25 protein-coding genes, 1 pseudogene and 1 riboswitch are annotated in these 26,865 nt (G+C 70.9%); of the genes and pseudogenes, 13 read left to right on the plus strand and 13 right to left on the minus strand.

From position 1 onward, the window contains the following. Position 1: 1 nt before the first annotated feature. From ACFY1J_RS37545 to recQ, 3 genes are all read left to right on the plus strand, one after another. Positions 2-1,573 carry an NADH-quinone oxidoreductase subunit M gene (locus ACFY1J_RS37545; protein WP_390711569.1) on the plus strand — a complete coding sequence of 524 codons (1,572 nt, stop codon included), beginning with the start codon at positions 2-4 and terminating at the stop codon, positions 1,571-1,573. After that, a complete protein-coding gene (gene nuoN / locus ACFY1J_RS37550; RefSeq protein ID WP_390732785.1) occupies positions 1,570-3,219 on the plus strand; it encodes an NADH-quinone oxidoreductase subunit NuoN in 1,650 nt (549 codons plus the stop codon). Before ACFY1J_RS37545 ends, nuoN begins: the two co-directional genes overlap by 4 nt. A 193-nt stretch (positions 3,220-3,412) precedes the next feature. Beyond that, complete coding sequence (gene recQ, locus ACFY1J_RS37555) at positions 3,413-5,431, plus strand: DNA helicase RecQ (protein WP_390711602.1); 2,019 nt, start codon at positions 3,413-3,415, stop codon at positions 5,429-5,431. A 10-nt stretch (positions 5,432-5,441) separates the two neighbouring features. On the opposite strand, the gene ACFY1J_RS37560 is transcribed toward recQ, so the two are convergent. The 4 genes from ACFY1J_RS37560 to fahA all read right to left on the minus strand — a co-directional run bounded on the left by ACFY1J_RS37560 (position 5,442) and on the right by fahA (position 9,111). Next, on the minus strand, positions 5,442-6,380 hold the full coding sequence (locus ACFY1J_RS37560; RefSeq protein WP_390732786.1) for a M56 family metallopeptidase: 939 nt from the start codon (positions 6,378-6,380) through the stop codon (positions 5,442-5,444). 275 nt (positions 6,381-6,655) lie between these two features. Next, entirely contained in the window at positions 6,656-7,033 is a 378-nt protein-coding gene (locus tag ACFY1J_RS37565) for a GntR family transcriptional regulator (protein ID WP_390711572.1), read from the minus strand. After that, positions 7,030-7,803 (minus strand): hypothetical protein, encoded by a 774-nt coding sequence (locus ACFY1J_RS37570; protein ID WP_390732787.1) that lies wholly within the window; start codon positions 7,801-7,803, stop codon positions 7,030-7,032. The genes ACFY1J_RS37565 and ACFY1J_RS37570 overlap by 4 nt, the downstream gene beginning before the upstream one ends. Positions 7,804-7,890: 87 nt before the next feature. Further along, on the minus strand, positions 7,891-9,111 hold the full coding sequence (gene fahA, locus ACFY1J_RS37575; RefSeq protein ID WP_390711574.1) for a fumarylacetoacetase: 1,221 nt from the start codon (positions 9,109-9,111) through the stop codon (positions 7,891-7,893). Between the two features lie 233 nt (positions 9,112-9,344). On the opposite strand from fahA, the gene ACFY1J_RS37580 reads away from it, so the two are divergent. Both ACFY1J_RS37580 and ACFY1J_RS37585 read left to right on the plus strand, forming a co-directional pair. Then, a complete protein-coding gene (locus ACFY1J_RS37580) occupies positions 9,345-10,592 on the plus strand; it encodes an ATP-grasp domain-containing protein (protein WP_390732788.1) in 1,248 nt (415 codons plus the stop codon). A 68-nt stretch (positions 10,593-10,660) separates the two neighbouring features. After that, entirely contained in the window at positions 10,661-11,863 is a 1,203-nt protein-coding gene (locus tag ACFY1J_RS37585) for an FAD-dependent oxidoreductase (RefSeq protein WP_390732789.1), read from the plus strand. 16 nt (positions 11,864-11,879) lie between these two features. Here ACFY1J_RS37585 and ACFY1J_RS37590 read toward each other — a convergent pair whose 3' ends face one another. Then, positions 11,880-12,497, minus strand: coding sequence for a hypothetical protein (locus ACFY1J_RS37590; RefSeq protein WP_390732790.1), 618 nt, complete (start codon positions 12,495-12,497; stop codon positions 11,880-11,882). Between the two features lie 165 nt (positions 12,498-12,662). Here ACFY1J_RS37590 and ACFY1J_RS37595 point away from each other — a divergent pair, with 165 nt between their 5' ends. After that, positions 12,663-13,469, plus strand: a complete 807-nt coding sequence (locus ACFY1J_RS37595; RefSeq protein WP_390732791.1) for an HAD family hydrolase — start codon at positions 12,663-12,665, stop codon at positions 13,467-13,469. Positions 13,470-13,527: 58 nt separating this feature from the next. Here ACFY1J_RS37595 and ACFY1J_RS37600 read toward each other — a convergent pair whose 3' ends face one another. Together ACFY1J_RS37600 and ACFY1J_RS37605 are read right to left on the minus strand one after the other, a co-directional pair. Next, positions 13,528-14,013, minus strand: coding sequence for a transglycosylase SLT domain-containing protein (locus ACFY1J_RS37600; protein ID WP_390711579.1), 486 nt, complete (start codon positions 14,011-14,013; stop codon positions 13,528-13,530). A 5-nt stretch (positions 14,014-14,018) separates the two neighbouring features. Continuing rightward, positions 14,019-14,202: riboswitch (cyclic di-AMP (ydaO/yuaA leader) on the minus strand. A 794-nt stretch (positions 14,203-14,996) separates the two neighbouring features. Further along, entirely contained in the window at positions 14,997-15,152 is a 156-nt protein-coding gene (locus tag ACFY1J_RS37605; RefSeq protein WP_390711580.1) for a hypothetical protein, read from the minus strand. Between the two features lie 225 nt (positions 15,153-15,377). Here ACFY1J_RS37605 and ACFY1J_RS37610 point away from each other — a divergent pair, with 225 nt between their 5' ends. The 5 genes from ACFY1J_RS37610 (at position 15,378) to ACFY1J_RS37630 (ending at position 20,843) form a co-directional block, all read left to right on the plus strand. Then, entirely contained in the window at positions 15,378-16,388 is a 1,011-nt protein-coding gene (locus tag ACFY1J_RS37610; protein ID WP_390711581.1) for a polyprenyl synthetase family protein, read from the plus strand. Positions 16,389-16,512: 124 nt separating this feature from the next. Further along, positions 16,513-17,466, plus strand: coding sequence for a CHRD domain-containing protein (locus tag ACFY1J_RS37615; RefSeq protein ID WP_390711582.1), 954 nt, complete (start codon positions 16,513-16,515; stop codon positions 17,464-17,466). Between the two features lie 238 nt (positions 17,467-17,704). Further along, the gene (locus tag ACFY1J_RS37620) at positions 17,705-18,946 is read left to right on the plus strand and encodes an outer membrane lipoprotein carrier protein LolA (protein ID WP_390732792.1); all 1,242 of its coding nucleotides are present in this window, start codon (positions 17,705-17,707) and stop codon (positions 18,944-18,946) included. 33 nt (positions 18,947-18,979) lie between these two features. Continuing rightward, positions 18,980-19,960, plus strand: coding sequence for an ABC transporter ATP-binding protein (locus tag ACFY1J_RS37625; protein ID WP_390732793.1), 981 nt, complete (start codon positions 18,980-18,982; stop codon positions 19,958-19,960). Then, complete coding sequence (locus ACFY1J_RS37630) at positions 19,947-20,843, plus strand: ABC transporter permease (RefSeq protein ID WP_390732794.1); 897 nt, start codon at positions 19,947-19,949, stop codon at positions 20,841-20,843. The genes ACFY1J_RS37625 and ACFY1J_RS37630 overlap by 14 nt, the downstream gene beginning before the upstream one ends. A gap of 34 nt (positions 20,844-20,877) precedes the next feature. Here the strand turns inward: ACFY1J_RS37630 and ACFY1J_RS37635 are convergent, their stop codons facing one another. Then, positions 20,878-21,471, minus strand: coding sequence for a flavodoxin family protein (locus tag ACFY1J_RS37635; RefSeq protein WP_390711586.1), 594 nt, complete (start codon positions 21,469-21,471; stop codon positions 20,878-20,880). Between the two features lie 97 nt (positions 21,472-21,568). Beyond that, on the minus strand, positions 21,569-22,108 hold the full coding sequence (locus ACFY1J_RS37640; protein WP_390711587.1) for a DUF6668 family protein: 540 nt from the start codon (positions 22,106-22,108) through the stop codon (positions 21,569-21,571). 146 nt (positions 22,109-22,254) lie between these two features. Between ACFY1J_RS37640 and ACFY1J_RS37645 the strand changes: the two genes are divergently transcribed. After that, positions 22,255-23,601 carry a tetratricopeptide repeat protein gene (locus ACFY1J_RS37645; RefSeq protein ID WP_390732795.1) on the plus strand — a complete coding sequence of 449 codons (1,347 nt, stop codon included), beginning with the start codon at positions 22,255-22,257 and terminating at the stop codon, positions 23,599-23,601. Here ACFY1J_RS37645 and ACFY1J_RS37650 read toward each other — a convergent pair. From ACFY1J_RS37650 to ACFY1J_RS37660, 3 genes are all read right to left on the minus strand, one after another. Beyond that, positions 23,598-24,074: a VOC family protein gene (locus ACFY1J_RS37650; protein WP_390732796.1), complete on the minus strand. Its 477-nt coding sequence runs from the start codon at positions 24,072-24,074 to the stop codon at positions 23,598-23,600. The two genes, ACFY1J_RS37645 and ACFY1J_RS37650, sit on opposite strands and share 4 nt — an antisense overlap. A 5-nt stretch (positions 24,075-24,079) precedes the next feature. Continuing rightward, complete coding sequence (gene rarD, locus ACFY1J_RS37655) at positions 24,080-25,048, minus strand: EamA family transporter RarD (protein WP_390711589.1); 969 nt, start codon at positions 25,046-25,048, stop codon at positions 24,080-24,082. 137 nt (positions 25,049-25,185) lie between these two features. Beyond that, on the minus strand, positions 25,186-26,040 hold the full coding sequence (locus ACFY1J_RS37660; RefSeq protein ID WP_390732797.1) for an SDR family oxidoreductase: 855 nt from the start codon (positions 26,038-26,040) through the stop codon (positions 25,186-25,188). 92 nt (positions 26,041-26,132) lie between these two features. On the opposite strand from ACFY1J_RS37660, the gene ACFY1J_RS37665 reads away from it, so the two are divergent. Next, positions 26,133-26,552: a winged helix-turn-helix transcriptional regulator gene (locus ACFY1J_RS37665; RefSeq protein WP_390711591.1), complete on the plus strand. Its 420-nt coding sequence runs from the start codon at positions 26,133-26,135 to the stop codon at positions 26,550-26,552. A gap of 16 nt (positions 26,553-26,568) precedes the next feature. Here ACFY1J_RS37665 and ACFY1J_RS37670 read toward each other — a convergent pair. Beyond that, positions 26,569-26,865 (minus strand): annotated as a pseudogene (locus ACFY1J_RS37670) (2-oxoacid:ferredoxin oxidoreductase subunit beta); the annotation flags it as partial.

The raw sequence follows: 26,865 nt of genomic DNA on the forward strand, positions 1-26,865 counted from the left end.
GATGTCCTTTCCTCTGCTGACAGCGACGGCGGCGCTCCCGGCCGTCGGGGCGGTCGCCACGGCGGCCGTACCGGCCGCGCAGCGCACCGCCGCCAAGTGGCTGGCGCTGCTGGTCTCGCTCGCCACCCTCGTCCTCGCGATCGTCGTCCTGGTCCGCTTCGACCCGGACGGCGCCCGCTACCAGCTCACCGAATCCCATGCCTGGATCAAGGACTTCGGGGTCAGGTACGAGCTGGGGGTGGACGGCATCGGGGTCGCCCTCGTCGCGCTGACCGCCCTGCTGATCCCGTTCATCGTCCTCGCGGGCTGGCACGACGCCGACCCGATGGAGACCGGAAGCCGCCGCTGGCGGCCCACGCAGGGCTTCTTCGCGCTGATCCTGGCCGTCGAGGCGATGGTGATCATCTCCTTCGAGGCCACCGACGTCTTCCTCTTCTACATCTTCTTCGAAGCCATGCTCATCCCGATGTACTTCCTCATCGGCGGCTTCGGGGACCGTGCCCATGAGCACGGCGAGGAGGTGGCCTCGACGCAGCGGTCGTACGCGGCCGTGAAGTTCCTGCTGTACAACCTGGTCGGCGGTCTGATCATGCTGGCCGCGGTGATCGGCCTGTACGTGGTCGCCGGGAACTTCAGCCTCCCGGAGATCGCGCAGGCGCGGGCCAACGGCTCGCTGCACATGGCGACGAACACCGAACGCTGGCTGTTCCTGGGCTTCTTCTTCGCCTTCGCGGTGAAGGCGCCCCTGTGGCCGCTGCACACCTGGCTGCCCAACGCGATGCAGGAGGCCACCGCCCCGGTCGCCGTCCTCATCACGGCGGTCGTCGACAAGGTGGGCACCTTCGCGATGCTCCGCTTCTGCCTCCAGCTGTTCCCGGAGGCGAGCAAGTGGGCGACGCCCGCGATCCTCGTACTGGCGCTGATCAGCATCATCTACGGGGCACTGCTCGCGGTCGGCCAGCGGGACATCAAGCGGCTGGTGGCGTACGCGTCGATCTCGCACTTCGGCTTCATCATCATGGGCATCTTCGCGATGACCACCCAGGGCCAGTCCGGCGCCACGCTCTACATGGTCAACCACGGGATCTCGACGGCCGCGCTGATGCTGGTCGCCGGATTCCTGATCTCCCGGCGCGGCTCGCGGCTCATCGCCGACTACGGCGGCGTGCAGAAGGTCGCTCCGGTGCTCGCCGGCACGTTCCTGATCGGCGGCCTGGCGACGCTGTCCCTGCCGGGGCTGGCGCCGTTCGTGAGCGAGTTCCTGGTCCTGGTCGGCACGTTCACCCGCTACCCGGTGATCGGCATCATCGCCACCTTCGGCATCGTCCTCGCGGCGCTCTACACCCTCGTCCTCTACCAGCGGACGATGACGGGCCCGGTGAAGCCGGCGGTCTCCGCGATGCCCGACCTCAGGGCACGTGAACTCCTGGTCGTGGCCCCGCTGGTGGTGCTGCTGATCTTCCTGGGCGTCTACCCGAAGCCCGTCACGGACATCGTCAACCCGGCGGTCAAGCAGACCCTGTCGGACGTACACAAGACCGACCCCAAGCCCGAGGTGGAGGCGGCCAAGTGAGCGCAGCAGCCGTCCACAGCCTGTGGACAACCGCGGCCGAACCGATCTCGAAGATCGAGACGCCGAAGATCGAATATGGGCAATTGTCGCCCACCCTGATCGTCGTCGGCGCAGCCGTCGTCGGGGTGCTCATCGAGGCGTTCGTACCGCGCAAGTCCCGGTACTACGCCCAGGTGTTCGTGTCCGTCGTCGCGCTGTGCGCCGCCTTCGCGGCGGTCGTCGCGCTCGCGTCCGACGGATACGGCACGACCAAGGCGCACATCGCCGCCATGGGGGCGATCGCGGTCGACGGGCCGTCCCTGTTCCTGCAGGGCACGATCCTGCTGGCCGCTCTGGTGGCGCTGTTCACCTTCGCCGAACGGCGCCTGGATCCGGCGGCGCACGGCAACCGGGTCGACTCGTTCGCGGCACAGGCCGCGTCCGTGCCCGGCAGCGACAGCGAGCAGGCGGCGGTCAAGGCGGGCTTCACCACCACCGAGGTCTTCCCGCTCCTCCTCTTCGCCGTCGCCGGCATGCTGGTGTTCCCCTCGGCCAACGACCTGCTGACGCTGTTCGTGGCCCTGGAGGTCTTCTCCCTCCCGCTGTACCTGATGTGCGCGCTGGCCCGCCGCAAGCGGCTGATGTCGCAGGAGGCCGCGGTCAAGTACTTCCTGCTCGGCGCGTTCGCCTCGGCGTTCACGCTGTTCGGCATCGCGCTGCTGTACGGCTACGCGGGCTCGGTGTCGTACGCGAGGATCGCGCAGGTCGTGGACGGCACGGTCACCAATGTCGACCCGGCGCTCGCCAACACCATGGGCAACGACGCGCTGCTGCTGATCGGTACCGGCCTGGTGGTGATGGGCCTGCTGTTCAAGGTGGGCGCGGTGCCGTTCCACATGTGGACGCCCGACGTCTACCAGGGCGCCCCGACCCCGGTGACCGGCTTCATGGCGGCGGCGACGAAGGTGGCGGCGTTCGGCGCCCTGCTGCGGCTGCTGTACGTCGTCCTGCCCGGTCTGCGCTGGGACTGGCGGCCGGTCATGTGGGCCATCGCGGTCCTGACCATGCTGGGCGGCGCGATCGTCGCGATCACCCAGACCGACATCAAGCGGCTGCTGGCCTACTCGTCGATCGCGCACGCGGGATTCATCCTCGCGGGTGTCATCGCGACCTCGCAGAACGGCGTCTCGTCCGTCCTCTTCTACCTGGCCGCGTACTCCTTCGTGACGATCGGCGCGTTCGCGGTGGTCACCCTGGTGCGCGACGCGGGCGGCGAGGCGACGCACCTGTCGAAGTGGGCCGGTCTCGGTCGGCGCTCGCCGCTGGTCGCGGCCGTGTTCGCGGTGTTCCTGCTGGCCTTCGCCGGTATCCCGCTGACCTCGGGCTTCGCCGGTAAGTTCGCGGTGTTCAAGGCGGCGGCGGAGGGTGGCGCCGCGCCGCTCGTCGTGATCGGTGTGATCTCCTCGGCGATCGCGGCGTTCTTCTACATCCGCGTGATCGTGCTGATGTTCTTCAGCGAGCCGAGGCCGGAGGGGCCGACGGTCGCCGTGCCGTCCCCGCTGACCATGGCGGCGATCGGCGTGGGCGTGGCGGTGACCCTGGTCCTCGGTGTGGCACCGCAGTACTTCCTGAACCTGGCGAGCCAGGCGAGCGTGTTCGTGCGCTGAGCAGCCCGGTCGCGGCAGCAACGGCCCGGCACCCCCTCACGGGTGCCGGGCCGTTTGCCGCGCTGCGGTCGCCCCGTGCCACTGGCCGACCGCACAACGGAGCAGACGGAACCTGTGGATAACTCCGGTGCTGTCGGTGCGGAGCCCTATCGTGGTTGCAGTGGTCGAGGGACGACGTACGGGGGGCACGACGATGGGTGGGACGGGCGGGATCAGCGAGATGCCAGGGGCGACCGACAGCGAGGCGCTGGCCACACTGCACCGGGTCTTCGGGTACGAGGCCTTCCGTGGTGAGCAGGAAGCGGTCATCGAGCATGTGGTGGCCGGTGGCGACGCCGTCGTCCTCATGCCGACCGGCGGCGGAAAGTCGCTGTGCTACCAGATCCCCGCGCTGGTCAGACCGGGTACGGGAGTCGTGGTCTCCCCGCTGATCGCGCTCATGCAGGACCAGGTCGACGCGCTGCGGGCGCTCGGTGTGAACGCCGGGTTCATCAACTCCACCCAGGACTTCGACGAGCGGCGCGTGGTCGAGGCGGAGTTCCTGGCGGGTGAGCTGGATCTGCTGTACCTGGCGCCCGAGCGGCTGCGCCTGGACTCCACCCTGGACCTGCTGTCCCGGGGCAAGGTCGCCGTGTTCGCGATCGACGAGGCGCACTGCGTCTCCCAGTGGGGCCACGACTTCCGCCCCGACTATCTGGCCCTGTCCGTCCTGGGCGAGCGCTGGCCGGACGTCCCGCGGATCGCGCTCACGGCGACGGCAACCCGGGCGACGCACGAGGAGATCACACAGCGGCTGCACATCCCGACGGCACGCCACTTCGTGGCGAGCTTCGACCGGCCCAACATCCAGTACCGCATCGTGCCCAAGGCCGACCCCAAGAAGCAGCTGCTCGCCTTCCTGCGGGAGGAGCACGCGGGCGACGCGGGCATCGTGTACTGCCTCTCGCGGAACTCGGTGGAGAAGACCGCCGAGTATCTGAGCCGCAACGGCGTGGAGGCGGTGCCCTACCACGCCGGCCTGGACGCGGGTACACGCGCGGCGCACCAGTCCCGGTTCCTGCGCGAGGACGGCCTGGTCGTGGTGGCGACCATCGCCTTCGGCATGGGCATCGACAAGCCTGACGTACGGTTCGTCGCCCACCTCGACCTGCCCAAGTCGATCGAGGGCTACTACCAGGAGACGGGCCGTGCGGGCCGTGACGGACTGCCCTCCACGGCCTGGATGGCCTACGGCCTGAACGACGTCATACAGCAGCGCAAGCTGATCCAGTCCGGCGAGGGCGACGAGGCCTTCCGCCGCCGGGCGGCCGCCCACCTCGACTCGATGCTCGCGCTCTGCGAGACGGCCCGCTGCCGTCGCGGCCAGCTCCTCGCCTACTTCGGCCAGGACCCCGAACCCGCGGGCTGCGGCAACTGCGACACCTGCCTCACCCCTCCGGAGACCTGGGACGGCACGATCGCCGCGCAGAAGGTGCTGTCGACGGTGGTCAGACTCCAGCGGGAGCGGGGGCAGAAGTTCGGCGCCGTGCAGATCGTGGACATCCTGCTCGGGAAGCGCACCGGCAAGGTGATCCAGTTCGACCACGACCAGCTGTCGGTGTTCGGCATCGGCGAGGACCTGGCCGAGGGCGAATGGCGCGGCGTCGTCCGGCAGTTGCTGGCGCAGGGGCTGCTCGCGGTCGAAGGGGAGTACGGCACGCTGGTCCTCACCGAGGCGAGCGGAGCGGTGCTGCGGCGGGAGCGGGAGGTGCCGCTGCGCAAGGAGCCCAAGAAGCCGGCGGCCGCGCGCACCACGTCGTCCTCGTCCGGCCGGGGCGACCGCAAGCCCAAGGCCGCCGTGGCCGAGCTGCCCGACGACCTGCTCCCGGCCTTCGAGGCCCTGCGCGCCTGGCGCGCCGAACAGGCTCGTGAGCAGGGCGTTCCGGCGTACGTCATCTTCCACGACGCCACGCTCCGGGAGATCGTCAGCAGCCGGCCCGGCTCGGTGGCCGAGCTGGGCACGGTCAGTGGCGTGGGGGAGAAGAAGCTGGCGACGTACGGGGAGGGCGTGCTCGGGGTGCTGGCCTCCATGGACGGCCCGGCCGAAGCCACAGCCACTGCCGCATCCCCGGCCGCGGCCGCACCGGCGACTGCCCCCGCACCGGCGGCCGCCGCCCCGGACGACGACTGGCCCGAGATGGACATGGAGCCGGAGCCGGAGGACTGGATATAGCCCGACGGGGTCAGGACAGCGCCGTGAGACCCGGAGCGAACGTGATCAGCAGCGGGAGGAGCGGGACCAGCGCGGCCAGCGTCGTCGTGAGCGCCCGCTGACGGCGGAGCAGCCGCGGTGGGGGCTCCAGGAGGCGGTCGACGCGCTCGCCCAGCAGACGGTGGCTGGAGGCGCAGGACAGGACGCCGCGGTGCTGGTTCAGCTCGATCAGGGCCAGGGCCGTGGTGAGGTGGCCGCAGCGGCGGGACGCCGTGTCGTCGGCGGCCAGTTCGACCAGGCGGTGGGTCTGGTCGCAGAAGTGGGCGAAGAGCGGGACGTGCGGGAAGCCGGTGGCCAGCGCGGTGGAGAGGTGCAGCAGCCAGTCGTGGCGGGCGCGGGCGTGACCGCGCTCATGGGTCAGGACGGCGTCCAGCTGATGGTCGGTGAGCCGGTGCAGGGCCCCGGTGGTGACGACCAGTTGGGGTGGGTGTCCGGGCATCCACCAGGCGTCCGGGTACTCGTCCTCCAGCACCAGCATGGGCCCGCGTGCGGCCGGCAGCCCCGCGGGCAGGTCGGGGGCGCGTTCGCGCAGGTGCGCCCGGGCCAGTCCGCGCCGCCTGCGTGCGTCGGCGAGTTCACGGGCGAGCATCGCCGTCGTCCACGCGGCGCCGCAGGCCAGCAGCACGGTGAGCGCGACGGCCCAGACCGGGGCGACGGAGAGGTCGTACGCGGCGGTGACGGCGGGCGGCGCGGGTGCGAAGACCCGGTCGCGCACGGTGTGGAAGACGGTCGCGGTCCCCAGCACCAGCGCGGCCAGGCAGCACAGCAGCACGGTGGCGACCAGGCACTGCCACACCCACAGCCCGACCACGGGTTCCCGCTCGGGCCACTCGGCCCGGGTCAGCGCGCGCGGCGCCGGCACGGCGGCCAACAGGGCGACGACACTCAGCAGGAGCAGGCAGACGGTCATGCCGGGGGCTCCGGTTCCTGGTCGGAGACAGGGGCGGGTGGCGGGTGGCCGGGGTGGTGCGGCGGCTCGTACGGCGCAGGGCGTGGCCGTACGTCGGTGACGCGGCGGGTGGTGCAACAGGCACACGGCGGTGCTACCGCTGTCGTACGCCGGGTTGTGCTGTGCCCCGTCAGTATGACGGTGACGGGCCCCCGGAGTCAGGAGTCGAGGGCTATCCGCCACCCCGGATTTCCCCGCCGCCGCCCCCGGGCTTCCGCCCGCCGCCCCGCCGTCCCCTACTCCCGCAACGCCCCTCGCACAGCGCTGAGAACCGCCTCCTCGCCCGCCCCCATGGCCCGCGCCTCGGCAATGAACCTCCTGGTCAGCGAGGCGAGTTCGGCCGGGTCGGGGCGTCGGAGCGGGGTCGGGAGCGGTGCCACCCGGGTTCCGGCGCCCCGGCGGGTGCGGATCAGCGACGCCGACTCCAGCTCGCGGTAGGCGCGGGCCACCGTTCCCGCCGCCAGACCCAGGTCGGCCGCCAACTGCCGTACCGTCGGCAGGCGTTCGCCCTCCGGCAGGCGGCCGGTGGTGATCAGGGCCGCGAGCTGGGCGCGGATCTGCTCGTACGGCGGGACCGGGCTGTCGGTGTCGACCCGTACGGCCGCGCCGCTCACCGGCGCACCCGCCGCTCGCTCCGGCGTCGCCAGGTCGCCCGGGGCGCGCAGACCATGGACAGCATCAGCGCCACGGTCACGAAGGTGACCAGGGACAGCGGCCACAGCACCCAGCGGGCCACGATCCACAGCGCCTCGCCGCAGCCGGAGTCCATCAGCACTCCCGACGTCACCGCGGTGGTCCCGAACAGGGAGGACGAGACCACCAGTCCCCAGGCCGCGACGATCGCCAGGCTGCGGTCGCGGCGGGACTGCTCGTCGCCGGGACGGGTCGCGATCCGCCGCAGGGACCAGCCGCAGGCGCCGGTGGCGACGGCGAGGCAGGCCAGTATCGGCAGGCCGTAGTGGAGTCCGGGCCAGGGGCTGAACGACGCGGTCCCGCCCCGGCAGGTCATCGTCAGCGCGCGGCTCGCCCGCCCCACGTCGTCCGGCGAGGCCACCGCGGCGGCCACGCCCAGCAGCAGCACCAGTACGACCGCCATCGCGATCAGCACCCAGGTCATCCGGGGCGGCACGTAGTCGCGCACCCGGCGCGGGGCGAGCCCGGCCGTGCGCACGGCACCGCGGGTCGGCTGCGTCAGCGCGTCGCCGACCAGTACCCCGGCCACCGCGCACAGCCCGAACGCCGGGATGGCGTACAGGATTCCGTCCCCGTGGTCGAGCGGGATGAGCCAGTACGCCACGAGCGCCCCCGCCAGCAGGCCCGTCCAGCGGGCGTAGCGGTCGACGAACCTGCGTGACGCCGATGCGGTGGCATCGACTTCGGTCATGAGAGTTCCCCCGGAAAAGAAGCACGTCTTGTACTCACCGCTTGTATCAAGCGGTGAGTACAAGATGCGATCCCCAGGGGGCTTGTGTCAACTGCTTGCTACAACGTGCCCGGTGACCTCGCCCAGGCCCACCCGGACCCCGCCCGCGCCCGGTGCCCACGCCGACAGCGTCACCACGTCCCCGTCCTCCAGGAACGTCCGCTTTCCGTCCGGCAGTTCGAGCGGATCCCGCCCGTTCCAGGTCAGTTCCAGCAGCGAGCCGCGCTCACCCTCCACCGGACCGCTCACGGTCCCCGAGCCGTACAGGTCCCCGGTCCGCAGCGAGGCCCCGTTCACCGTCATGTGCGCCAACTGCTGCGCGGCGGTCCAGTACATGGTGGAGAACGGCGGCTCGGACACCACGTGACCGTTGATCGCGACGGAGATCCGCAGGTCGTAGCCGCCGGGCTCCACCGCTTCGGCACAGTCGTCCAGATACGGCAGCAGCGGGTACGTCCGCTCGGGCGGCGCCACCCGTGCCTCGTCCAGCGCCTCCAGCGGGGTGATCCACGCCGACACCGACGTGGCGAAGGACTTGCCGAGGAACGGCCCGAGGGGGACGTACTCCCAGGCCTGGATGTCCCGCGCCGACCAGTCGTTCAGCAGGCACAGTCCGAAGACGTGCTCCCGGAAGTCGCCCAGCGCCACCGGCCCGCCCCTCTGCGACGGCACGCCCACCACGAAGCCGACCTCGGCCTCGATGTCCAGCCGGACGGACGGACCGAAGACGGGCGCCGGGTCGTTCGGACCCTTGCGCTGCCCGGACGGCCGTACGACATCCGTCCCCGACACCACGACCGTGCCGGAGCGCCCGTGGTAGCCGATCGGCAGATGCTTCCAGTTGGGGGTCAGCGAGTCCTCGGCGTCGGGGCGGAAAATCTGCCCCACGTTCCGGGCGTGGTTCTCGGAGGCGTAGAAGTCGACGTAGTCGGCGACCTGGAAGGGCAGATGCAGGGTCACCGACGACAGCGGGTGGAACAGCGGTTCGATCGTCTCGCGGTGCGAGGGCACCGTGACCCATGCCGTCAGCGCGCGCCGGACGTCCGACCACGCCGTGCGGCCGGCGGCCAGCAGCGGGTTGAGGGTCGGCTGCGCGAGCAGGGCGGCATACGGGGAACCGAGGGCGTGCGCCGCTGCGCCGGCGTCGAGTACGTGGTCGCCGAGCCGGACTCCGACGGTCCGTTCCTGGCTGCCGGTGGGTGAGAACACGCCATACGGAAGGTTGTGCGGACCGAAGGGGTCGCCCTCGGGGACGTCGAAGGGGGGCATGGGGTTCTGCCTCGCTCTCATCCGTGCCATGCATGGCCATACGTTCCATGTGGTCGCGCCACACGTTACGGGGGCGTGCCCCTCTTCGGCAGTGTCTAAAGAGTTCGCAATGTCCGAATAGGCCTTGTCGGAGGGGTCAATTCCGGCTTAGCGTCCTTTGGGGGACACGGACGGGGTCGATCCGGTCCGTAGGGGGACGCGTGGGGGGACCCGTGGCCAGGAATGCCGTCAGCGTGCCTTTCGAGGCGGACCGTACTGTGCCGGGCCTGATCGTCAAGTTCGGCGACTACCCGCTGCACCACGGTGGCGTCGGCGCGATCCGCAGCCTGGGCCGTCTGGGTGTCCCCATGTACGCGATCACCGAGGACCGCTACACCCCCGCCGCCTCCTCCCGGTATCTCACACGCGCGTTCGTCTGGCCGACGAGCGGTGCCGAGGAGCCGGAGTACCTCGTGGCGGGGCTGCTCCGCATCGGCGCCCGCATAGGCCGCCCCACCGTGCTCGTCCCCACCGACGAAGAGGCCGCCGTCCTGATCGCCGAGCACCAGGACGCGCTCAAGGACACCTTCCTCTTCCCGCCCGTCGACCCCGGCCTGCCGCGCCGCCTGGCCAGCAAGCAGGGCCTGCACGAACTGTGCATGGAACACGGCATCCCCAGCCCGACGGCGTCCTTCCCGCAGTCGTACGACGAGATCGTGGACTTCGCCGAGAAGGCCCGCTTCCCGGTGGTGGCCAAGAACCGGGAGGCGTTCGTACGGCGCAAACGGCCCGCCGTGAACGGCACCACGCGGATCGCCACCCGCGAGGGCCTGCTCACGCTCGCCCGCGACTGGGGCGAGCACCCCGGAGTGATCCTCCAGGAGTACCTGCCGAGGGAGGAGGCCGAGGACTGGATCGTGCACGCCTGCTTCGACGCCGACTCGGCCCCGCTCGCCATGTTCACCGGCGTCAAGGTCCGCTCATGGCCGCCGCACGCGGGCATGACGGCGAACGCCTATGTCGTCGACAACCCGGAACTCGCGGACCTCGCCGCACGTTTCATCAAGCAGATCGGCTTCAGCGGCATCATCGACCTCGACCTGCGCTTCGACCGCCGCGACGGACAGTACAAACTCCTCGACTTCAACCCGCGCATGGGCGCCCAGTTCCGCCTCTTCGAGAACGAGTCGGGGGTGGACGTCGTACGCGCCATGCATCTGAATCTGACCGGGCGCACCGTTCCGGAGGGGGAACAGCGCGCCGGCCACCGGTACATCGTGGAGAACATCGACCTCCCCGCCCTCCTCGCCTACCGCCGCAGCGGCTATACGACGCCGCACGCGCCGGCGCGGGCGAGCGGGACGGAGCTGGCCTGGCTCGCGGGTGACGATCCGCTGCCCTTCTTCACGATGCTCGCGCGCTTCGTGCGACCGGGCGCGAAGCATCTGTACCAGCTGTGGCGCACCAACCGCCGTGGCAGTACGACCGGTTCGGGCAACTAGACGTTCCTCGTCCCGACCGTCCGTACCGGACCACGAAGTGACGAAATGACGTCCTGGGGAGGGACTTCGTGATTCAACCGGTAGCAGTCCTCGGTGCCGGACCATTCGGCCTGTCCACCGCCGCCCATCTGCGGGCGCGCGGCATCCCCGTGCGCGTCTTCGGCGATCCCATGGTGAGCTGGCGCGACCACATGCCCGCCGGAATGATCCTCAAGTCGACCCCGGCGGCCTCCAGCATCGACTGCCCGCAGCCGGGCCACACCCTCGCCGACTACTGCGACGCGGCCGGCATCCGCCGGCTGGTGACCGACGAGGACCTCATCCCGGTCGAGACCTTCATCTCCTACGGCGAGTGGTTCCAGCGGAACCTCCTGCCCGAACTGGAGCGGGTGCGGGTGGTCTCCGTGGACCGCCGTACGGGCGGCGGTTTCGAACTCAAGCTGGAATCGGGGGAGTTGTTCACGGCCCGCGCGGTCGTGGTCGCGACCGGGCTGTCCGGACTGGCCCACCTCCCGGCGGAGCTGGCGAAGGCCGCGGCGGACGGACCCACCCCCACGGGCCTGGTGTCCCACAGCTCACAGCACCACGACCTCAGCCCCTTCAAGGGCAAGGAGCTGATCGTCATCGGCGCCGGCCAGTCCGCGCTGGAGACGGCCGCCCTGGCGGCGGAGGCGGGTGCACAGGTGCGCGTGGTCGCGCGCGGCAAGGGCAAGGTCGCCTTCGGCGCCCCGCCCTGGAAGCAGCCGAAGCTGCGCCCGGAGTCCCCCTTCGGCCGGGCCTGGTCCCTGTGGGCCCTCAGTTACTACCCCCACCCCTACCGCTACCTTCCGGCCCAGGCCCGCCACTATCTGGTCCGCCGGGTCCTCGGCCCGCTCGGCGCGTGGTGGCTGCGCGACCGCTTCGAGGGCAAGGTGCAGGTCCAGGAGGTGGAGCGGCTGGTCGGCGCGGACGTCTCCGACGGCAGCCCGCTCCTCACGGTCCGCACCCTCGCCGGCGCCACCCAGGGGCTCACCGCCGACCATGTCGTCGCGGCCACCGGCTACCGCGTGAACGTCGCGGCCATGGACTTCCTGGGCCATGAGCTGCGCACCCGCCTCGCGGTCAGCCGCGGCACCCCGAAGCTCGGCGCCGGCTTTGTCTCCTCGGTCCCCGGCCTCTACTTCACCGGCCTCCCGGCCGCCGGGTCCTACGGCCCGGTGATGCGCTTCGTCTGCGGCACCGAGTTCGCCTCCCCGCGGCTGGCCAAGCACCTGGCGGCGGCGCACGGCTGAGCGCAGGGGCGGGCGGCTACCCCTCCTCGGCCGCCCGCTGCCACGCCAGGAACTCCTCGATCAGCTCAGGGGGGTTGGCCGCCTCGGTGGCCTCGATCTCCCACTCGGGACAGTCCATGTCGAAGACGACGACGGGCAGCCGACGGCCGAAGAGCCGCTCGATCTCCCCGCTTTCGTGCAGATGGCGGGCGAGATCGATACATGCGTCGGCGAAATGCAGCCCGAGCAGATCGCGCTTGGCCTCGACGTCGCCCTCTTCGTCGGCGTCCCGGTCTCCCTCCTCGTCGTCCCGGTCGCCGTCGAACCAGAGGCCGAGTTCCTTGACCTCCTCCACGTACAGCGGTGCGCCGGCCGGGTCCTCGGGGACGTTGCCGAGCATCTCGAAGCCGTCCAGGAGCCAGCAGGCGTAGTGCCAGCGGGCCTCGCCCAGGTCCCCGTGACGCTTCTCCAGCTCGTACTGGCTCTCGGTGTTGTAGCCGATGGCCACATAGGGGTGGCGCTCGTCGTAGTCGATGCGCCAGATACGGAAGGAGAGGGCGTAGATCTCGGGCCTCAACTCCTCGGGGAAGCGCGCGAGAACGGCGGGCGCCGCCTTGCGCAGATACCTCCGGAAGACTTCCCGCCGGTCCGTCACCACATCCGCCCCCGTTTCCTCAGCTCCCTCGGCGCAATGACAGCAACCTAACGCGCACCACTGACGATGGCGGGTGGCGGCATCTCCGCGCGGACCGCGTGGGGTTGAGAACAACGGCTGGGACGGGGGTGAGTCGCAGCGGCATGTTGTCCGTATTCTCTGATCATGGCCGCTCCCCCCGCTTATTCACTCGTCGCCACCGACCTGGACGGAACGCTGCTCCGCGGCGACGACACCCTCTCCGACCGCTCCCGCGCGGCCCTCGCGCGGACGGTGGAGGCCGGTGCGCAGCATCTCGTGGTGACGGGGCGCCCGGCGCCGAGAGTGCGGCCGCTGCTCGACGAACTCGGCAGCAGGGGGCTCGCGGTGTGCGGACAGGGCGCGCAGTTGTACGACGCCGGCGCGGACCGTCTGCTGTGGTCGGTCACCCTGGACCGGGAGTTGGCCGAGACCGCGCTCGGCAAGATCGAGGCCGAGGTGGGTCAGGTGTACGTGGCCGTCGACCAGGACGGGGTGGACGGGCTCACGCTCATCGAGCCGGGGTATCTGATGCCGCACCCGACCCTGCCCGCCGTACGGGTCCCGCGGCGCGACGATCTGTGGTGCGAACCCATCAGCAAGGTCCTGCTCCGCCATCACGCCCTGTCCGACGACGAGTTGGCGGCGATCGCCCGTGACGTCGTGGGTTCGCTGGCGACGGTCACCATGTCCGGGCCGGGGACCGTCGAGCTCCAGCCGTGCGGTATCACGAAGGCGACCGGACTGGCGCTGGCCGCCGAACACCTGGGGCTGAGTGCCCGGCAGGCCATCGCCTTCGGGGACATGCCCAACGACATCCCGATGTTCGACTGGGCCGCCCGTGGTGTGGCGATGGCCAACGCCCATCCCGAACTCAAGGCGGTGGCCGACGAGATCACCTTGTCGAACGAGGACGATGGCATCGCCGTCGTCCTCGAAAGACTCTTTGCCTAGCTCTCCCGTTGCGGGGGAGGGAGAGGGAGATCCGTCAGCACGCGCCCCGTGGCGTCCGTCAGTACGCGCCGAAGACGTTGTCCATCGAGCCGTACCGCGCGGCCGCGTAGTTGCAGGCGGCGGTGATGTTCGCGACCGGGTCGTAGATGTCGAACGACGTTCCGACCACGTGGTACGCGTTGAACGTCGGGTCGATGACCTGGAGCAGGCCCTTGGACGGGATGCCCTTGGCCGCGTTGGAGTCCCACAGGTTGATGGCCCGCGGGTTGCCCGACGACTCACGCATGATGTTGCGGTAGATGCCGTTGTACGTGCCCGGAATGTGCCTTTCCTTCATGATGGCGAGGGACTCGCGGATCCAGCCGTCGAGGTTGTTCGGGTAGCCGGCCAGGGTCGTTTCGGCCGCGGCGGGCGTGGTGGCGGGGGCGGCCGAGGCCGTGGTCGCGCCGATGAGCGGGAGGGCGAGCACCGCGGCGCCGGTGCCGGCGACGGCGAGCTTGCGGACGAGGCGGGTGGTGCGGCGGGGCTGAGCGGCAGCGGCCATGGGGGATTTCCTCTCCGTCGCCTGCGAGGTGAGCTGTCGGGTTCGGACGGGGAGGTGCCCGGCCGTGCCGCCCTGAGGCTGCGCGACTTCACCCCGAGCCGTTCCGTGCGACATGTGTCGTCCGGTCCGGCGGCCTACCTGGGTTCCCCCGCTCCTGCCTACGCGAAATGAGTTCGTCGATGGGTTACGTCCGGCGGCGGCAGGATTCGGCGTCCGCCTGACTGGCCGGAAGCTATGCGAGAGCACATGTCGGGAACAAGTACCTGATTCACAGAACGCACCAATTGACCTTGGGTTGAGGCGTATGGGGCACTTGATCCTTTGCGGTTGCACAGCCTCAACTGGCCGACAGGAAAAGGGCAAACGGGTGTTTGGCCGGATGTGGGGCGACATAAGGCGGCGTGACCCAACTCACGGAATAACATTCACGGCAAATCAGACATGCAGGTCACAGGGGGTTCGCGGGGGTCCGCGGGGCGCGCTTCTCCCACGTCCGGTCCGTGTGTATCGGGGACCGTGCGAGAACGGGGGCGCCCCGGAGCCGGTGCGTGACGCTCGTCACGTGGGGTGAGGGTCGGAGCGGCTCGCCGACCCGGCGGGCGGGGAAGGGTGCCGTAGGCCGTGGCCGGGGGGCGGGAGTCGAGGGCGTACGCGCGCGGGAGCGGCTGGTCCAGGGGGTCCGCCGGGGCGGAGGCACCGTCGGACGGGGTGCCGTCCCTGAGCCGGTGGTCCCACCGGCGCAGGGTCTCCTGGAGGAAGCCGATCGCCGGGCCGGCCGGCCGCGGTCGGGGTATTCGTGCGGTCAGGGGCCGACGATGCCGCGGACGCGGTCGCGCGGAAGGTGTTCGACCGGACGGAGGACCGTGTCGTGGTACGGGTCGTGCCGGCCGCCCACCGCGAGCACGGCGGCCCTGATCGTGTCGTACTCCTCGCGGGCCGAGGCGCTCCAGCCACATGCCCCGCCAGGCGTAGCCGTGGCCCGCTCACCAGGGTTCGTCCGGCAGGGGCCGCCATACGCGCGCGTACAGCCGTGTCCTGTCGGGCAGGGGGATGCGGATGTCGTCGTGCGTGGTCTCGTAGGGGGAGGACGTACGGATGTGTATGGGTGGTGCCCCGTGGCGCCGGCTGACCGGGTACATGCGGGTATATAGGGACAAGCAGTGTCACATCATGATGAGTCGATAAAAATCAATCCTTATCAACTGATCAAAAACATACCGGTCGTGATCCGATACCGCCTGGGCTGTAACGGTGGGCGCTATCGGTGATCGAAACCTGACCGGATACGCTGACTTGAGTGATGGCAGCGACCTATCGACAAACCGTGTAATCGCCAGCAGACACCAGCAGACAGGAGACCCCACGTGACCGTCGTCGGGCCGTTCGGGCTGAGCGTGCGGGACCAGGCTCTGGAAGCCGATGTCCAGGCCGGATTGGCGGCTGTCGAGGAAGGCTTGCTCGAAGCCACCAAGAGTGAGGTCCCGTTCATCACGGAGGCCGCCCAGCACCTGGTGAGGGCGGGCGGGAAGCGGTTCCGGCCGCTGCTCGTGATGCTCGCGGCCCAGTTCGGCGACCCGTACGCGCCGGGTGTCGTGCCCTCGGCCGTCGTCGTCGAGCTGACGCACCTCGCGACGCTGTACCACGACGACGTGATGGACGAGGCCGCGGTGCGCCGCGGTGTCGAGAGCGCGAACACCCGTTGGGGCAACTCGGTCGCCGTTCTCACGGGTGACTTCCTGTTCGCCCGTGCCTCGCAGATCCTCGCCGATCTCGGTCCCGAGGCGGTGCGGGTCCAGGCCCTCGCGTTCGAGCGGCTGGTCACCGGGCAGATCCTGGAGACCGCGGGGCCCTCGGACGGCCGGGACCCGGTCGAGCACTACCTGGACGTGCTGGGCGGCAAGACGGGCTCGCTGGTGGCGGTGTCCTGCCGGTTCGGGGCGATGATGTCGGGGGCCGACGAGACGGTCGTCGACGTGCTCACCCAGTACGGCGAGCGGCTCGGTGTCGCCTTCCAGCTGGCGGACGACGTGCTCGACATCGCGTCCGACTCGCACGAGTCCGGCAAGACGCCGGGCACCGATCTGCGCGAGGGCATCCCGACCCTTCCGGTGCTGCGGCTGCGCGAGCGGGCGCAGCGGCTGGGGCTGGCCGAGGACATCGCGCTGTGCGAGCTCCTCGACTCCGACCTGACCGACGACGCGCGCCACGCCGAGGCGCTGGCCGCCCTCCGTGGCCATCCGGCGCTGGAGCAGGCCCGGCGCGACACCGTGCGCTACGCGGAGGACGCGCGGGCGGCGCTGGCCCCGCTGCCGGAGTGCGACGCCAAGGCCGCCCTGCTCGAACTGTGCGACGCGGTGGTGCACCGGGCCGGGTAGTTCCCGTCGAGCGGTGTGACGCACGTCGCATTTATGGACTGAGTCTAATCTAAGATCCCTTCCGTACCCATGCCCAGAAGCTGACGCAGGGGGCGTCAGCCGCATACGGGGAGAAAACCGAATCATGGGTATGAACGGAACGTTCATCGCGCGCCGCAAGGGCCTCGTCGCCACCGCCGTCGCGATCGCCGCGTCCGCCGGTGTCGCCGCCGCGGCGATCCCGGCCGCCGCCGGCGAGAGCCGCACCGGCAAGGAAACGACCATCCTCGCCGCAAGCCTCCGGGGCGCCAACGAGGTGCCGGTCGAGGGCGGCCCCGCCGTGGGGGACAAGGACGGCGCGGCGCTGGAGTTCATCGAGGTCAAGGGGGACAAGGTGTCCGTCGCCGTGGCCTGGCGCGGCACCGGCAGGCCCACCGATCTCCACATCCACCAGGGCGCCAAGGGCACCAACGGCGGCGTCAGGATCAACTTCGGGAAGCTGCTCGGCAAGGCTCCCCAGGGGCGGCACAGCCTCACCGGCACCGTCACGGTGAACGACCCCGCCCTGCTCAAGCAGCTCACCGAGGACCCCGGTTCCTTCTACGCCAATCTCCATACCGCAAAGTTCCCGGGCGGAGCCGTCCGCGGACAGCTCCACAAGGTCACCACCACCACCGACTTCCGGCACGTTCTCGGCAGCTTCCAGGCCTCCGTCGTCAAGGGGAAGCAGATCTACGAGTGCAAGGCGGCCGAGGGCGGCGGATACGCCTTCGGGCAGCGTGACGTCAGTGCCCGGCTCGGCGGCCACATCCGTCACTCCTTCGTGAAGCCCAACTCCGGCACACCGCAGTGGACCGCGCCGGACGGGAGCGCCGTCACGGGCGCCCTGATCGCCAAGACGCCCAACGGCGACGGCAACATCCCCGAGCTGGACCTCAAGGCCACCAGGTCCGGCAAGCACCACGGGCTGCTCGCCGGCACCGGTGAGATCCTGCGGCTGAACACGGTCGGCGGGCTCGCCCCGGCCGGCTCCTGCACCCCGGGCAGGATCGTCGGTGTGCCCTACCAGGCGGACTACGTGTTCGTGCGCACGCACTGAGCCGCGGGCGGCGTCTCCCACGCGGCCGACCCCTACGGGTCGGGGGAGGCGCCGCCTCCGTGTGTCATACCCCAGTCGTACACGGAGTTGAGCCCGCGGGCTGACGCTTCCGCACGGCCGATTTGGTCAACTGGAAACCACGGAAATCACCACTCCTCACCGATTCGGGTGAGAATGGCGGCTCAGGGTGGGACAGAGTGCGAGGACAGCCGCCGCCGACGACGGAGGTAAGGCACACATGGCACCGTACGAATCCGACGGCACCACGGGCGCGACGCAGGTCGACGACCTGCGCTCGGGACGTCGCAAGGCCGCCCGGTACGTCGTACCGGTCGCGGTGGTGGGGGTGGCGGCGGCGACCATCGGGCTGGTCCCGGCGCTCGCCGACTCCGGTGACCCCGATCTGCCGAAGATCACCGCGCAGCAGCTCATCGAGAAGATCGCCAAGTCGGACGTGCAGCAGCTGTCCGGCACGGTGAAGGTCAGCACGGACCTCGGGCTCCCCGACCTCGGCGGCCTGGAGAGCGGTCTGCTCTCCGGCGCGGGCCCGTCGGGTGACGGTTCGTCCGCCGACCCGACGTCCAAGCTGACCGAACTCGTCAGCGGCACGCACACCCTGCGCGTCGCCGCGGACGGCCCGGACCGGCAGAAGCTCTCGCTGATCGAGAGCGCCGCCGAGTACAGCCTCATCCACAACGGCAAGGACGTGTGGGGCTACGACAGCAAGTCCAACGAGGTGTACCACGGCAAGGCCGACGAGCAGGGCAAGGACAAGGGGAGCGAACCGCCCGCCACGCCCAAGGACTTCGCCGACGAGGCCCTCAAGTCGGTGGACGACACCACGTCGGTGACCGTCGACGGCACCGTGCAGGTGGCCGGCCGGGACGCCTACAAGCTGCTCGTCAAGCCCAAGCAGTCCGGCACCACCGTCGGCGCGATCAGCATCGCCGTCGACGCGAAGACCGGGCTTCCGCTGAAGTTCACCCTCACCCCGAGCAGCGGCGGCGCGGCCGTGGTCGACGCGGGCTTCACGCAGGTCAGCTTCGCCAAGCCGGCCGCCTCGACCTTCGACTTCACCCCGCCCAAGGGCGCGAAGGTCACCGAGGAGGACCAGGCGTCGAAGGCGCCCGGGAGGGGTTCCCTGAAGCCGGGCGACGACTTCGCCAAGGGAGCCGAGGGCTTCAAGGGGGCCGAGGGCTTCAAGGGTGACGAGGGCTTCGACGTCCTCGGCAAGGGCTGGAACTCCATCGCCACCTTCGACACCGGCAGCAAGGGCGGCGTACCGTCCGGCTCCGCCGCCGGCGGCGGCGACCTGGGCGGCTTCCTCGGTTCGCTCGGCGACCAGGTGCACGGCAAGTTCGGCAAGGGCACGGTCTTCTCCACCCGCCTGATCAACGCCCTGATCACGGACGACGGCAAGGTCTACGTCGGCGCCGTGACCAAGGACGCCCTGGTCCAGGCGGCGAACGCGGCGCAGTAGGTACCCTGCGGGCACGACGAATCGAGGGAGCCGATGGACGAACCGTCCGCCACGGAGCAGGAGACCGAGGCCTCGGACGCGGAACCGTGCGTCATCGAAACCCGCGGCCTCACCAAGCGCTACCGCGGCGGACAGCTCGCCGTGGACGGTCTCGACCTGACCGTCCCGGCGGGCAGCGTCTTCGGCTTCCTCGGTCCGAACGGCTCCGGCAAGACCACCACCATCCGCATGCTGATGGGGCTCATCGAGCCCACCTCCGGCACGGCGCGGGTACTCGGGCGTCCCATGCCCCGGTCCGCACGCGCCGTGCTGCCGCACGTCGGCGCGCTCATCGAGGGGCCCGCCCTGTACGGCTTCCTCTCCGGCCGGGACAACCTCCTGCGGTACGACGCCGCCGACCCGACCGCCGACCCGCGCACCCGGCGCACCCGCGTCGCGGCGGCACTGGACCGGGTGGGCCTGACGGCCGCCGCCGCCAAGAAGGCGAAGGCGTACTCCCTGGGCATGAAGCAGCGCCTGGGACTCGCGGCCGCGCTGCTCCAGCCCCGCAGACTCCTCGTCCTCGACGAGCCGACCAATGGGCTCGACCCCCAGGGCATGCGCGAAATCCGGTCCCTGGTGAGGGAACTGGCCTCCGACGGCACCACCGTCTTCCTCTCCTCCCACCTCCTCGACGAGATCGAGCAGGTGTGCACGCACGCGGCGGTCATGGCGCAGGGCAGGCTCATCACCCAGGGCGCGGTGGCGGACCTGGCGGCGGGCGCGCGCGGCCGGCTGGTGGTCACCACGCCGGACACCGAGGACGCGGCCCGGGTGCTGAAGGAGCGGGGGGTCGCCGATGTCGTCATGGCCGAGGACCGGGTGACCGGAGAGCCGCCGTCCGGTGAACTCGCCGACCTCACCGCCGCGTTGGTGACGTCCGGGGTGCGCGTGCGGGGCTTCGCGGTCGAACGGGCCTCGCTGGAGGACGCGTTCGTGGCACTGACCGGAGAGGGCTTCGATGTCGCAGGCTGAACTCGCGTCGGCGCAGGTGGAGAAGACCGCCATACGCGCCCCGAATCCGCTGTGGACCTTCGGTCTGCTGCGCAGCGAACTGCTCACCACCTTCCGCCGCTGGCGCACGCTCGCTCTGCTGGGGGTGCTGGCGGGAGTGCCGATCCTGGTCGGGATCGCGGTGAAGATCGAGACGCGGGGCGGTGCGCAGCCCGGCCGCGGCGGCGGCGAAGGGCCCGCCTTCATCGCCCAGATCACCAACAACGGCCTGTTCCTCGTGTTCACCGCACTGGCGGCGACACTCCCGTTCTTCCTGCCGATGGCGATCGGCGTCGTCGCGGGCGACGCGATCGCGGGCGAGGCCAACGCGGGCACCCTGCGCTATCTCCTGGTCGCCCCCGCGGGCCGCACCCGCCTCCTGCTCACCAAGTACGCGACCACCATGGCCTTCTGCCTGCTGGCCACCCTGGTGGTCGCGGTCTCCGCGCTGGCGGTGGGCGCGCTGCTCTTCCCGCTCGGCGACCTGACGACCATCTCCGGCACCCGGATCGGCTTCGGCGAAGGCCTGGGCCGGGCCCTGCTGATCGCCCTGGTCGTCGCCGCGTCACTGACCGGGATCGCGGCGCTCGGCCTGTTCATCTCGACGCTGACCAACAGCGGGATCGCGGCGATGGCGACCACGGTGGGCCTGCTGATCACCGTCCAGATCCTCGACCAGATACCCCAACTGCACGCGCTCCAGCCGTACTTCTTCTCCCACTACTGGCTGTCCTTCGCCGACCTGATGCGCGACCCCGTCTACTGGGACGACCTGGTCAAGAACCTGGGCCTGCAGGCCCTGTACGCCGCGGTGTTCGGCTCGGCGGCCTGGGCGCGGTTCACGACGAAGGACATCAGCGCCTAGCGGTACCAGCACCGGCACCGGCTCCGCACGGGGTTCAGGCGGCCGCCGTCTCGTAGGGGAACCGCGCGAGCGGCGCCTCCCGCGCGAAGAACGTCTTGGCGCGCGTCAGCGCCTCCGTGTCCCGCAGTACGTCCCCGGGCGCGCTGCCGTTGCCCAGCAGCACCCCGCCGAAGCGCATCCTCAGATACGCGGCCGAGTTGCTGAGCAGGCCGACCAGCGGATCGGCCACCTCCGGCTCCGCGTGCGCGAGCGCGGTGACGCCCCAGAGCGTGCGCCCGGCGAGGGCCGCCTTGAAGTCCAGGCCGGGGGTGCGCAGCCAGCCCGACCAGTGGTCCAGGTAGCGCTTGGTCTGGGCGGACACCGAGTACCAGTACAGCGGCGAGACGATCACGATGTCCGTGGCCGCGAGCGTGGCGTCCAGGAACAGGCCGGTGGCGCTGCCGGAGGCGGGCCGCACATGGTCGCTGTCGTGCCGTTGGTCCACGAAGTCGGGCAGCGGGTGCTCGGCGAGGCTGATCCACTGCCGCTCCACCTCGGCGGGCAGCTGCTCGGCGGCCTTGCGGGCCAGCAGCTCGGAGTTCCCGTCGGCGCGGGCGCTGCCCAGCACGAAGAGGAAGCGGCGGGTCATGGTTTCCCCCAGGAGGATCGGCGTACGGCGTGCGAGCAATACACGCACATGCATCATATGCATACGCAAGCATTCTGGGAAGGGGGCTCCCGCGCGACTACCGCCCGCCGCCCGCTGCCCCGGTCAACCGCACCAGCGCATCGGTCCCCCGCGGCGCCCCGCCGCTCAGATCGCCCAGGCGCCAGTCGTCCACCCAGGGCACGCGGTACACGTCGACGACCGACTCGATCACCTTGACCTGCCGGTCCAGTTGGCGCGGCAGCCGTCCCGGGGCGTCCGCGACGAGCACCACGGCGTCCAGGTCGAGACCGGCCGGTGCGGCGCCCTGCCGGAAGGTCTCGACGGCTTGCGTGGCACGGGCCAGCCCGGTCGCGTGGGTCCGCGCCACGAGCAGTACCGACGGCGGGGCGTCCGGCCCGGGCCAGTCGCGTCCGCAGTCCCGGCCGCCGTACACCGCCGCGAGCGTGCTGGTGCCCGCGCCGCCGTGCGTGCCGACCCAGGAGAAGGGCCGGGCGGCACAGGGCCCGTGCGCGGTCGTCCCCCACATCCGGTCCGGTTCCGGATGCCGCTCCCGCTCCGGTACGGCGACCGGTCCACGGACCCAGATCTCCGGCCCCTGCTGCCCGCCTGGCTGCATTCTTGCGCTCCTCCTGTTCCGATGGCGTGTCAGCGCCTGGTGCGAGTCTGTGACATCGCAGTGACGTGGGAACCGTAGCGACAGGAGACACTCGACAGTACGCAGGTGTACGACCGGATCGTGACGCCGGGGGAGTGAGGGGACCGATGTCTCGACTCAGCCGCGAGAAGAAGCGGGAACAGCAGCGGGCCGCCTTCCCGGCGGAACCGGTGGATGTCCGCGTTTCGGGTACGGGCGGCGCTTCGGTCGCCGGCGTACCGGTCGTGGCGGGGCCCGGCGAGGAGATCCAGCAGGCCGTCCTGAACCACCTCCACGGCCTGGTCCTCGCGGCCGGCCGCCCCATACTCGCCTCGGTCCACGACGCCCGCATCGGTTACGTCGTCCCGCTCCAGGTGGAGGCGGACGGTTCCAGCCGTTTCGCGGGGGAGCCGCTGCGGATGGCTCCGCCGGCGGAGCGGGTGGCACCGTTGCCCGAGCGGGTCGCTTCGCTGCCTGAGCGGGTGGCTCCGTTGCCCGAGCGGGTGGCGTCGCTGCGTAAGCGGGTCGCTTCGGACAAGCCCACCCATCTGCTGCGGTCGGTCGATGAGCCGGTGCGGGATGCCGTGCCGACGTTTCCGCTGCGGGCGGTGCCGGAGGCGGCGGCGAGCGGGGAGCCCCTGGGCCCCGGGATCGTCCAGATGCCGACCGGGGTGTTCGGGCCGCCGCCCGTCATGAGCACCGAGCCGGGACCGGCCGCCGGGCCGGAGCCGGTCGCCGGGCCGGAGCCGGTCGCCGTACCCGAGCCTGTCGCCGTACCGGAGCCGATCGCCGCACCCGAGCCGGACGCCGTACCGGAGCCGATCGCCGCACCCGAGCCGGACGCAAAGCCGAAGGCGGCCGCCGAATCCCCGGCCGCCCGGCCCCCCGCCCCCGATTACGCCACCGAACCCGACCCCGACCCCAAGCCCACCCCCGCCCGCGGCTTCGACGCCGTGGCCGAAGAGGTGCTCGGTGACGGTCCCGTGACCACCACCGAGGAGGGCGCCGCGCTGCTCACCGAGCCGATGACGCGGATCAACGAGGCCGTCAAGGCGGGCCGGATCGATTCCGCGGCCGAGCTGGCGCAGCGCACGGTCGCGGAGGCCTCGGCGCTGCTCGGCCCGGACCACCCCGAGGTGCTCCATCTGCGCGAGCTGACCGCCTACATCGCCTACCTGGCCGGCGATCCGCTGCGCGCCTTCCGGCTCTCGCTCGACCTCGCCAGGCGGCGCCGCCAGGCCCGCGACGCCGAGGCGGCGTACGGAAACGTGCAGAGCGCGGCCGCCGCCTGGCGCGCCGTACGCGACCCCGAGCAGGGCCTGAGCCTGGGCCGGGAACTGATCGCGCTGTGGACGGAGCTCACCGCCGAGGAGGGCCCGGCCGCCGAGGACATCGAGCAGCTGGAGTCCGCGCACAACCGCATGGGCCGCCTGACCGAACGCGCCCGCAGGGCCGCGCACCCCGGCAACGGCTAGGCGACGCAGTACTCGTTCCCCTCCGGGTCCGCCATCACCACCCACTCCCCGGAGGGCTCCCGCACCTCCCGCAGCACACGCGCCCCCAGCCTCTTCAGCCGCTCGACCTCGTCCGCCCGCCGTCCCTCACCCGGGTGCAGGTCGAGATGGAGCCGGTTCTTGACGGTCTTGGCCTCGGGGACGCGCTGGAACAGCAGCCGCCGCCCCAGTCCGATGCCGCGTTCCTTGTCGTACGGGTCGTCGGGGTGCCGTACGGCGATCAGGTCACGGAAGGCCGCGCGGCCGTGGAACTCGACGGTGGCCTCACCCGGCAGCGCGCCGAGTTCCAGCAGCCGCTCGACGAGCGCGCTGTTGTCCTCGACCTCGTAGTGCAGCGCGGCGGCCCAGAAGTCGGCCTGCGCATGCGGGTCGGTGGCGTCGACGACGAGCTTCCAGTGCAGCGGGGCGGGCGTGGCGTCCGGAGTCTGTGTCATGCCGCTCACTTATAGCCGACGCGGGTGTCCTCCTCACGGGAAGCGGGGATGCGGCTGTCCCGGAGTTCGGCGAGGGCGCGGGCGCTGCGGCGGGCGGTGCGCAGGGCGTCCCAGGTGAGCAGCGACAGCGCGAGCCAGACCAGCGCGAAGCCGGCCCAGCGCTCGGGCGGCATGGCCTCGTGGAAGTAGAGGATGCCGAGCAGGAACTGGAAGACGGGGGCCAGGTACTGGAGCAGCCCCAGCGTGGACAGCGGCACGCGGATCGCGGCCGCCCCGAAGCAGACGAGCGGGAGCGCGGTGACGATTCCCGTGGAGGCGAGGAGGGCGGAGTGCCCGGTGCCGCCGGTGCTGAAGGTCGAGTCGCCGCGCGCGGTGAGCCACAGCAGATAGCCGAGCGCGGGCAGGAACTGGATCGCGGTCTCGGCGGCCAGCGACTCGATGCCGCCGAGGTTGACCTTCTTCTTCACCAGCCCGTACGTGGCGAAGGAGAACGCGAGACACAGGGAGATCCACGGCGGCTGCCCGTAGCCGACGGTCAGGACGAGCACGGCGGCGAACCCGACGCCCACCGCCACCCACTGCACGGGCCGCAGCCGCTCCTTCAGGAGCAGCACGCCCATGGCGATGGTGACCAGGGGATTGATGAAGTACCCCAGTGAGGCCTCCACGACGTGACCGGCGTTCACGGCCCAGATGTACACACCCCAGTTGACCGTGATCACCGCTGCCGCCAACGCGACCAGGGCCAGCCGGCGCGGCTGCCGCAGCAGCTCCCCGGCCCAGGCCCAGCGCCGTACGAAGACGAGCGCGACGGCGACGAACGCGAGGGACCACACCATCCGGTGGGCGAGGATCTCCACCGATCCGGCGGGCTTCAGCAGCGGCCAGAAGAGGGGAACGAGCCCCCACATCCCATAGGCCGCGAAGCCGTTCAGCAGACCTGTCCGCCGCTCGCCCCTCGATATGTCGGCCACGGGCCCCTCCTGCTCACTCCACGCGTCCTGTCCGCCTGGACGAAGGTAACGCCGCGCACCCCCTGCTGTCATGCCCGTATCGCTATACGGTCATGACAGCAGGGGGTGCGGGCGCGCCCGGGCCCGGCGGGGGAGTCTCAGCCCTTGAGCGCGGCGGTGATGGCCTCGGAGAACGGGCTGGTCGGGCGGCCGATCAGCCGGGACAGGTCGCCGGAGGAGATGACCAGCTCGCCCTTCGCGATGGACGCGTCCACGCCGACCAGGATCACGGCGAACGGCTCGGGCATACCGGCGCCGGTGAGGATGCCCTGGAGGACCTCGGCGGGCACGGAGTTGTAGCCGATCTCCCTGCCGGTCTGCCGGCTCAGCTCGGCCGCGTACTCGGCCAGGCTCCAGGCCTCGTCGCCGCCCAGCTCGTACGTCCGGTTCTCGTGGCCCTCACCGGTGAGCACGGCGACGGCGGCGGCCGCGTAGTCGGCGCGCGAGGCGGAGGAGACGCGGCCCTCACCGGCGGCCGCGACGACGGCGTTGTGCTCCAGTACCGGGGCGAGGTTCTCGGTGTAGTTCTCGTGGTACCAGCTGTTGCGCAGCAGCGTGCAGGGCAGGCCCGAGGCGAGCAGCAGCTCTTCGGTGGCCCGGTGGTCGTCGGCGAGCGCGGCCGTCAGGCTGCCGGGGGCGCTGGTGTACGCCAGCAGCGCCACGCCTGCCGCCTTGGCGGCGTCGATGACGACCTGGTGCTGCTGGACACGGCCCTTGTCGAACTCGTTGCCGGAGATCAGCAGCACTTTGTCGCCGGACGCGAAGAGTCCGTCGAAGGTCTCGGGCTCGTTGTAGTTCGCGACGGCGATCTTCACGCCGCGCGCCGCGAAGTCGGCCGCCTTGGCCTCATCGCGCACGACGGCGGTGATCTGTTCGGCCGGGACCTTCTCCAGCAGCTGCTCCACGACGTGGCGGCCGAGGTGTCCGGTGGCTCCGGTGACGACGATGCTCATGGTCTGCAATCTCCTTGTGGGGTGCGGCTGTCACTAACCCTAGGAGGTGCACTAACTGTATGAAAGTACCCACTTTGAAGTAAGGTACTGGCATGAGAGTAAGTACTGAGGGGGCATCGGCCGCAGGCGGGCCGTCCAAGTACGTGGTCGGTGAGGAGATGTGCCCTCACCGCATGGTCCTGGAGCACGTCACCAGCCGCTGGGGTGTCCTGGTCCTGATCGAGCTCCTCGACCGGTCGTACCGCTTCAGCGAGCTGCGCCGGGCGATCGGCCGGGTCAGCGAGAAGATGCTCACCCAGACCCTCCAGACCCTGGAGCGCGACGGACTGGTCCATCGTGACGCCAAGCCGGTCATCCCGCCCCGCGTCGACTACTCCCTGACCGACCTGGGCCGCGAGGCCGCGGAACAGGTGCGGGCGCTGGCGCTGTGGACCGAAGGCCGGATGGACGACGTGGAAAAGGCCCGCCGGGCATACGACGAGGCCCGGGAAATCCAGTCCCGGGCCTCGTGAACGCGCGTCGGCCGGCTCAGCCGATCACCGTCCAGGTGTCCCCGCCGGCCAGCAGCGTGGCCAGGTCTCCCTTGCCGTTCTGCTCGACCGCCGTGTCCAGCTGGTCGGCCATCTCGCTGTCGTAGACCGGCCGCTCCACCGACCGGAAGACCCCGATCGGCGTGTGGCGCAGGGTGTCCGGGTCGGCGAGGCGGGAGAGGGCGAACGCCGTCGTGGGCGATGCCGTGTGGGCGTCGTGGACGAGGATCCGGTCCTCGTTGTCGGGGGTGACGGTGACGACTTCCAGGTCACCCGTGGCGCTGTTGCGTACGAC

The sequence above is a fragment of the Streptomyces sp. NPDC001406 genome (assembly GCF_042895285.1).
Lineage (GTDB): Bacteria > Actinomycetota > Actinomycetes > Streptomycetales > Streptomycetaceae > Streptomyces.

Excerpts from the sequence above, each read along its gene's own strand:
- ACFY1J_RS37650 (WP_390732796.1), bottom strand. The coding sequence starts at position 24,074 with ATGACACAGACTCCGGACGCCACGCCCGCCCCGCTGCACTGGAAGCTC.
- fahA (WP_390711574.1), bottom strand. The coding sequence starts at position 9,111 with ATGCCCCCCTTCGACGTCCCCGAGGGCGACCCCTTCGGTCCGCACAAC.
- ACFY1J_RS37635 (WP_390711586.1), bottom strand. The coding sequence starts at position 21,471 with ATGACCCGCCGCTTCCTCTTCGTGCTGGGCAGCGCCCGCGCCGACGGG.
- ACFY1J_RS37645 (WP_390732795.1), top strand. The coding sequence starts at position 22,255 with ATGTCTCGACTCAGCCGCGAGAAGAAGCGGGAACAGCAGCGGGCCGCC.
- ACFY1J_RS37615 (WP_390711582.1), top strand. The coding sequence starts at position 16,513 with ATGGGTATGAACGGAACGTTCATCGCGCGCCGCAAGGGCCTCGTCGCC.
- ACFY1J_RS37545 (WP_390711569.1), top strand. The coding sequence starts at position 2 with ATGTCCTTTCCTCTGCTGACAGCGACGGCGGCGCTCCCGGCCGTCGGG.
- ACFY1J_RS37570 (WP_390732787.1), bottom strand. The coding sequence starts at position 7,803 with ATGACCGAAGTCGATGCCACCGCATCGGCGTCACGCAGGTTCGTCGAC.
- ACFY1J_RS37640 (WP_390711587.1), bottom strand. The coding sequence starts at position 22,108 with ATGCAGCCAGGCGGGCAGCAGGGGCCGGAGATCTGGGTCCGTGGACCG.
- ACFY1J_RS37665 (WP_390711591.1), top strand. The coding sequence starts at position 26,133 with ATGAGAGTAAGTACTGAGGGGGCATCGGCCGCAGGCGGGCCGTCCAAG.
- ACFY1J_RS37605 (WP_390711580.1), bottom strand. The coding sequence starts at position 15,152 with ATGTACCCGGTCAGCCGGCGCCACGGGGCACCACCCATACACATCCGT.
- ACFY1J_RS37620 (WP_390732792.1), top strand. The coding sequence starts at position 17,705 with ATGGCACCGTACGAATCCGACGGCACCACGGGCGCGACGCAGGTCGAC.
- ACFY1J_RS37630 (WP_390732794.1), top strand. The coding sequence starts at position 19,947 with ATGTCGCAGGCTGAACTCGCGTCGGCGCAGGTGGAGAAGACCGCCATA.
- ACFY1J_RS37595 (WP_390732791.1), top strand. The coding sequence starts at position 12,663 with ATGGCCGCTCCCCCCGCTTATTCACTCGTCGCCACCGACCTGGACGGA.
- ACFY1J_RS37560 (WP_390732786.1), bottom strand. The coding sequence starts at position 6,380 with ATGACCGTCTGCCTGCTCCTGCTGAGTGTCGTCGCCCTGTTGGCCGCC.
- ACFY1J_RS37625 (WP_390732793.1), top strand. The coding sequence starts at position 18,980 with ATGGACGAACCGTCCGCCACGGAGCAGGAGACCGAGGCCTCGGACGCG.
- ACFY1J_RS37660 (WP_390732797.1), bottom strand. The coding sequence starts at position 26,040 with ATGAGCATCGTCGTCACCGGAGCCACCGGACACCTCGGCCGCCACGTC.
- ACFY1J_RS37600 (WP_390711579.1), bottom strand. The coding sequence starts at position 14,013 with ATGGCCGCTGCCGCTCAGCCCCGCCGCACCACCCGCCTCGTCCGCAAG.
- recQ (WP_390711602.1), top strand. The coding sequence starts at position 3,413 with ATGGGTGGGACGGGCGGGATCAGCGAGATGCCAGGGGCGACCGACAGC.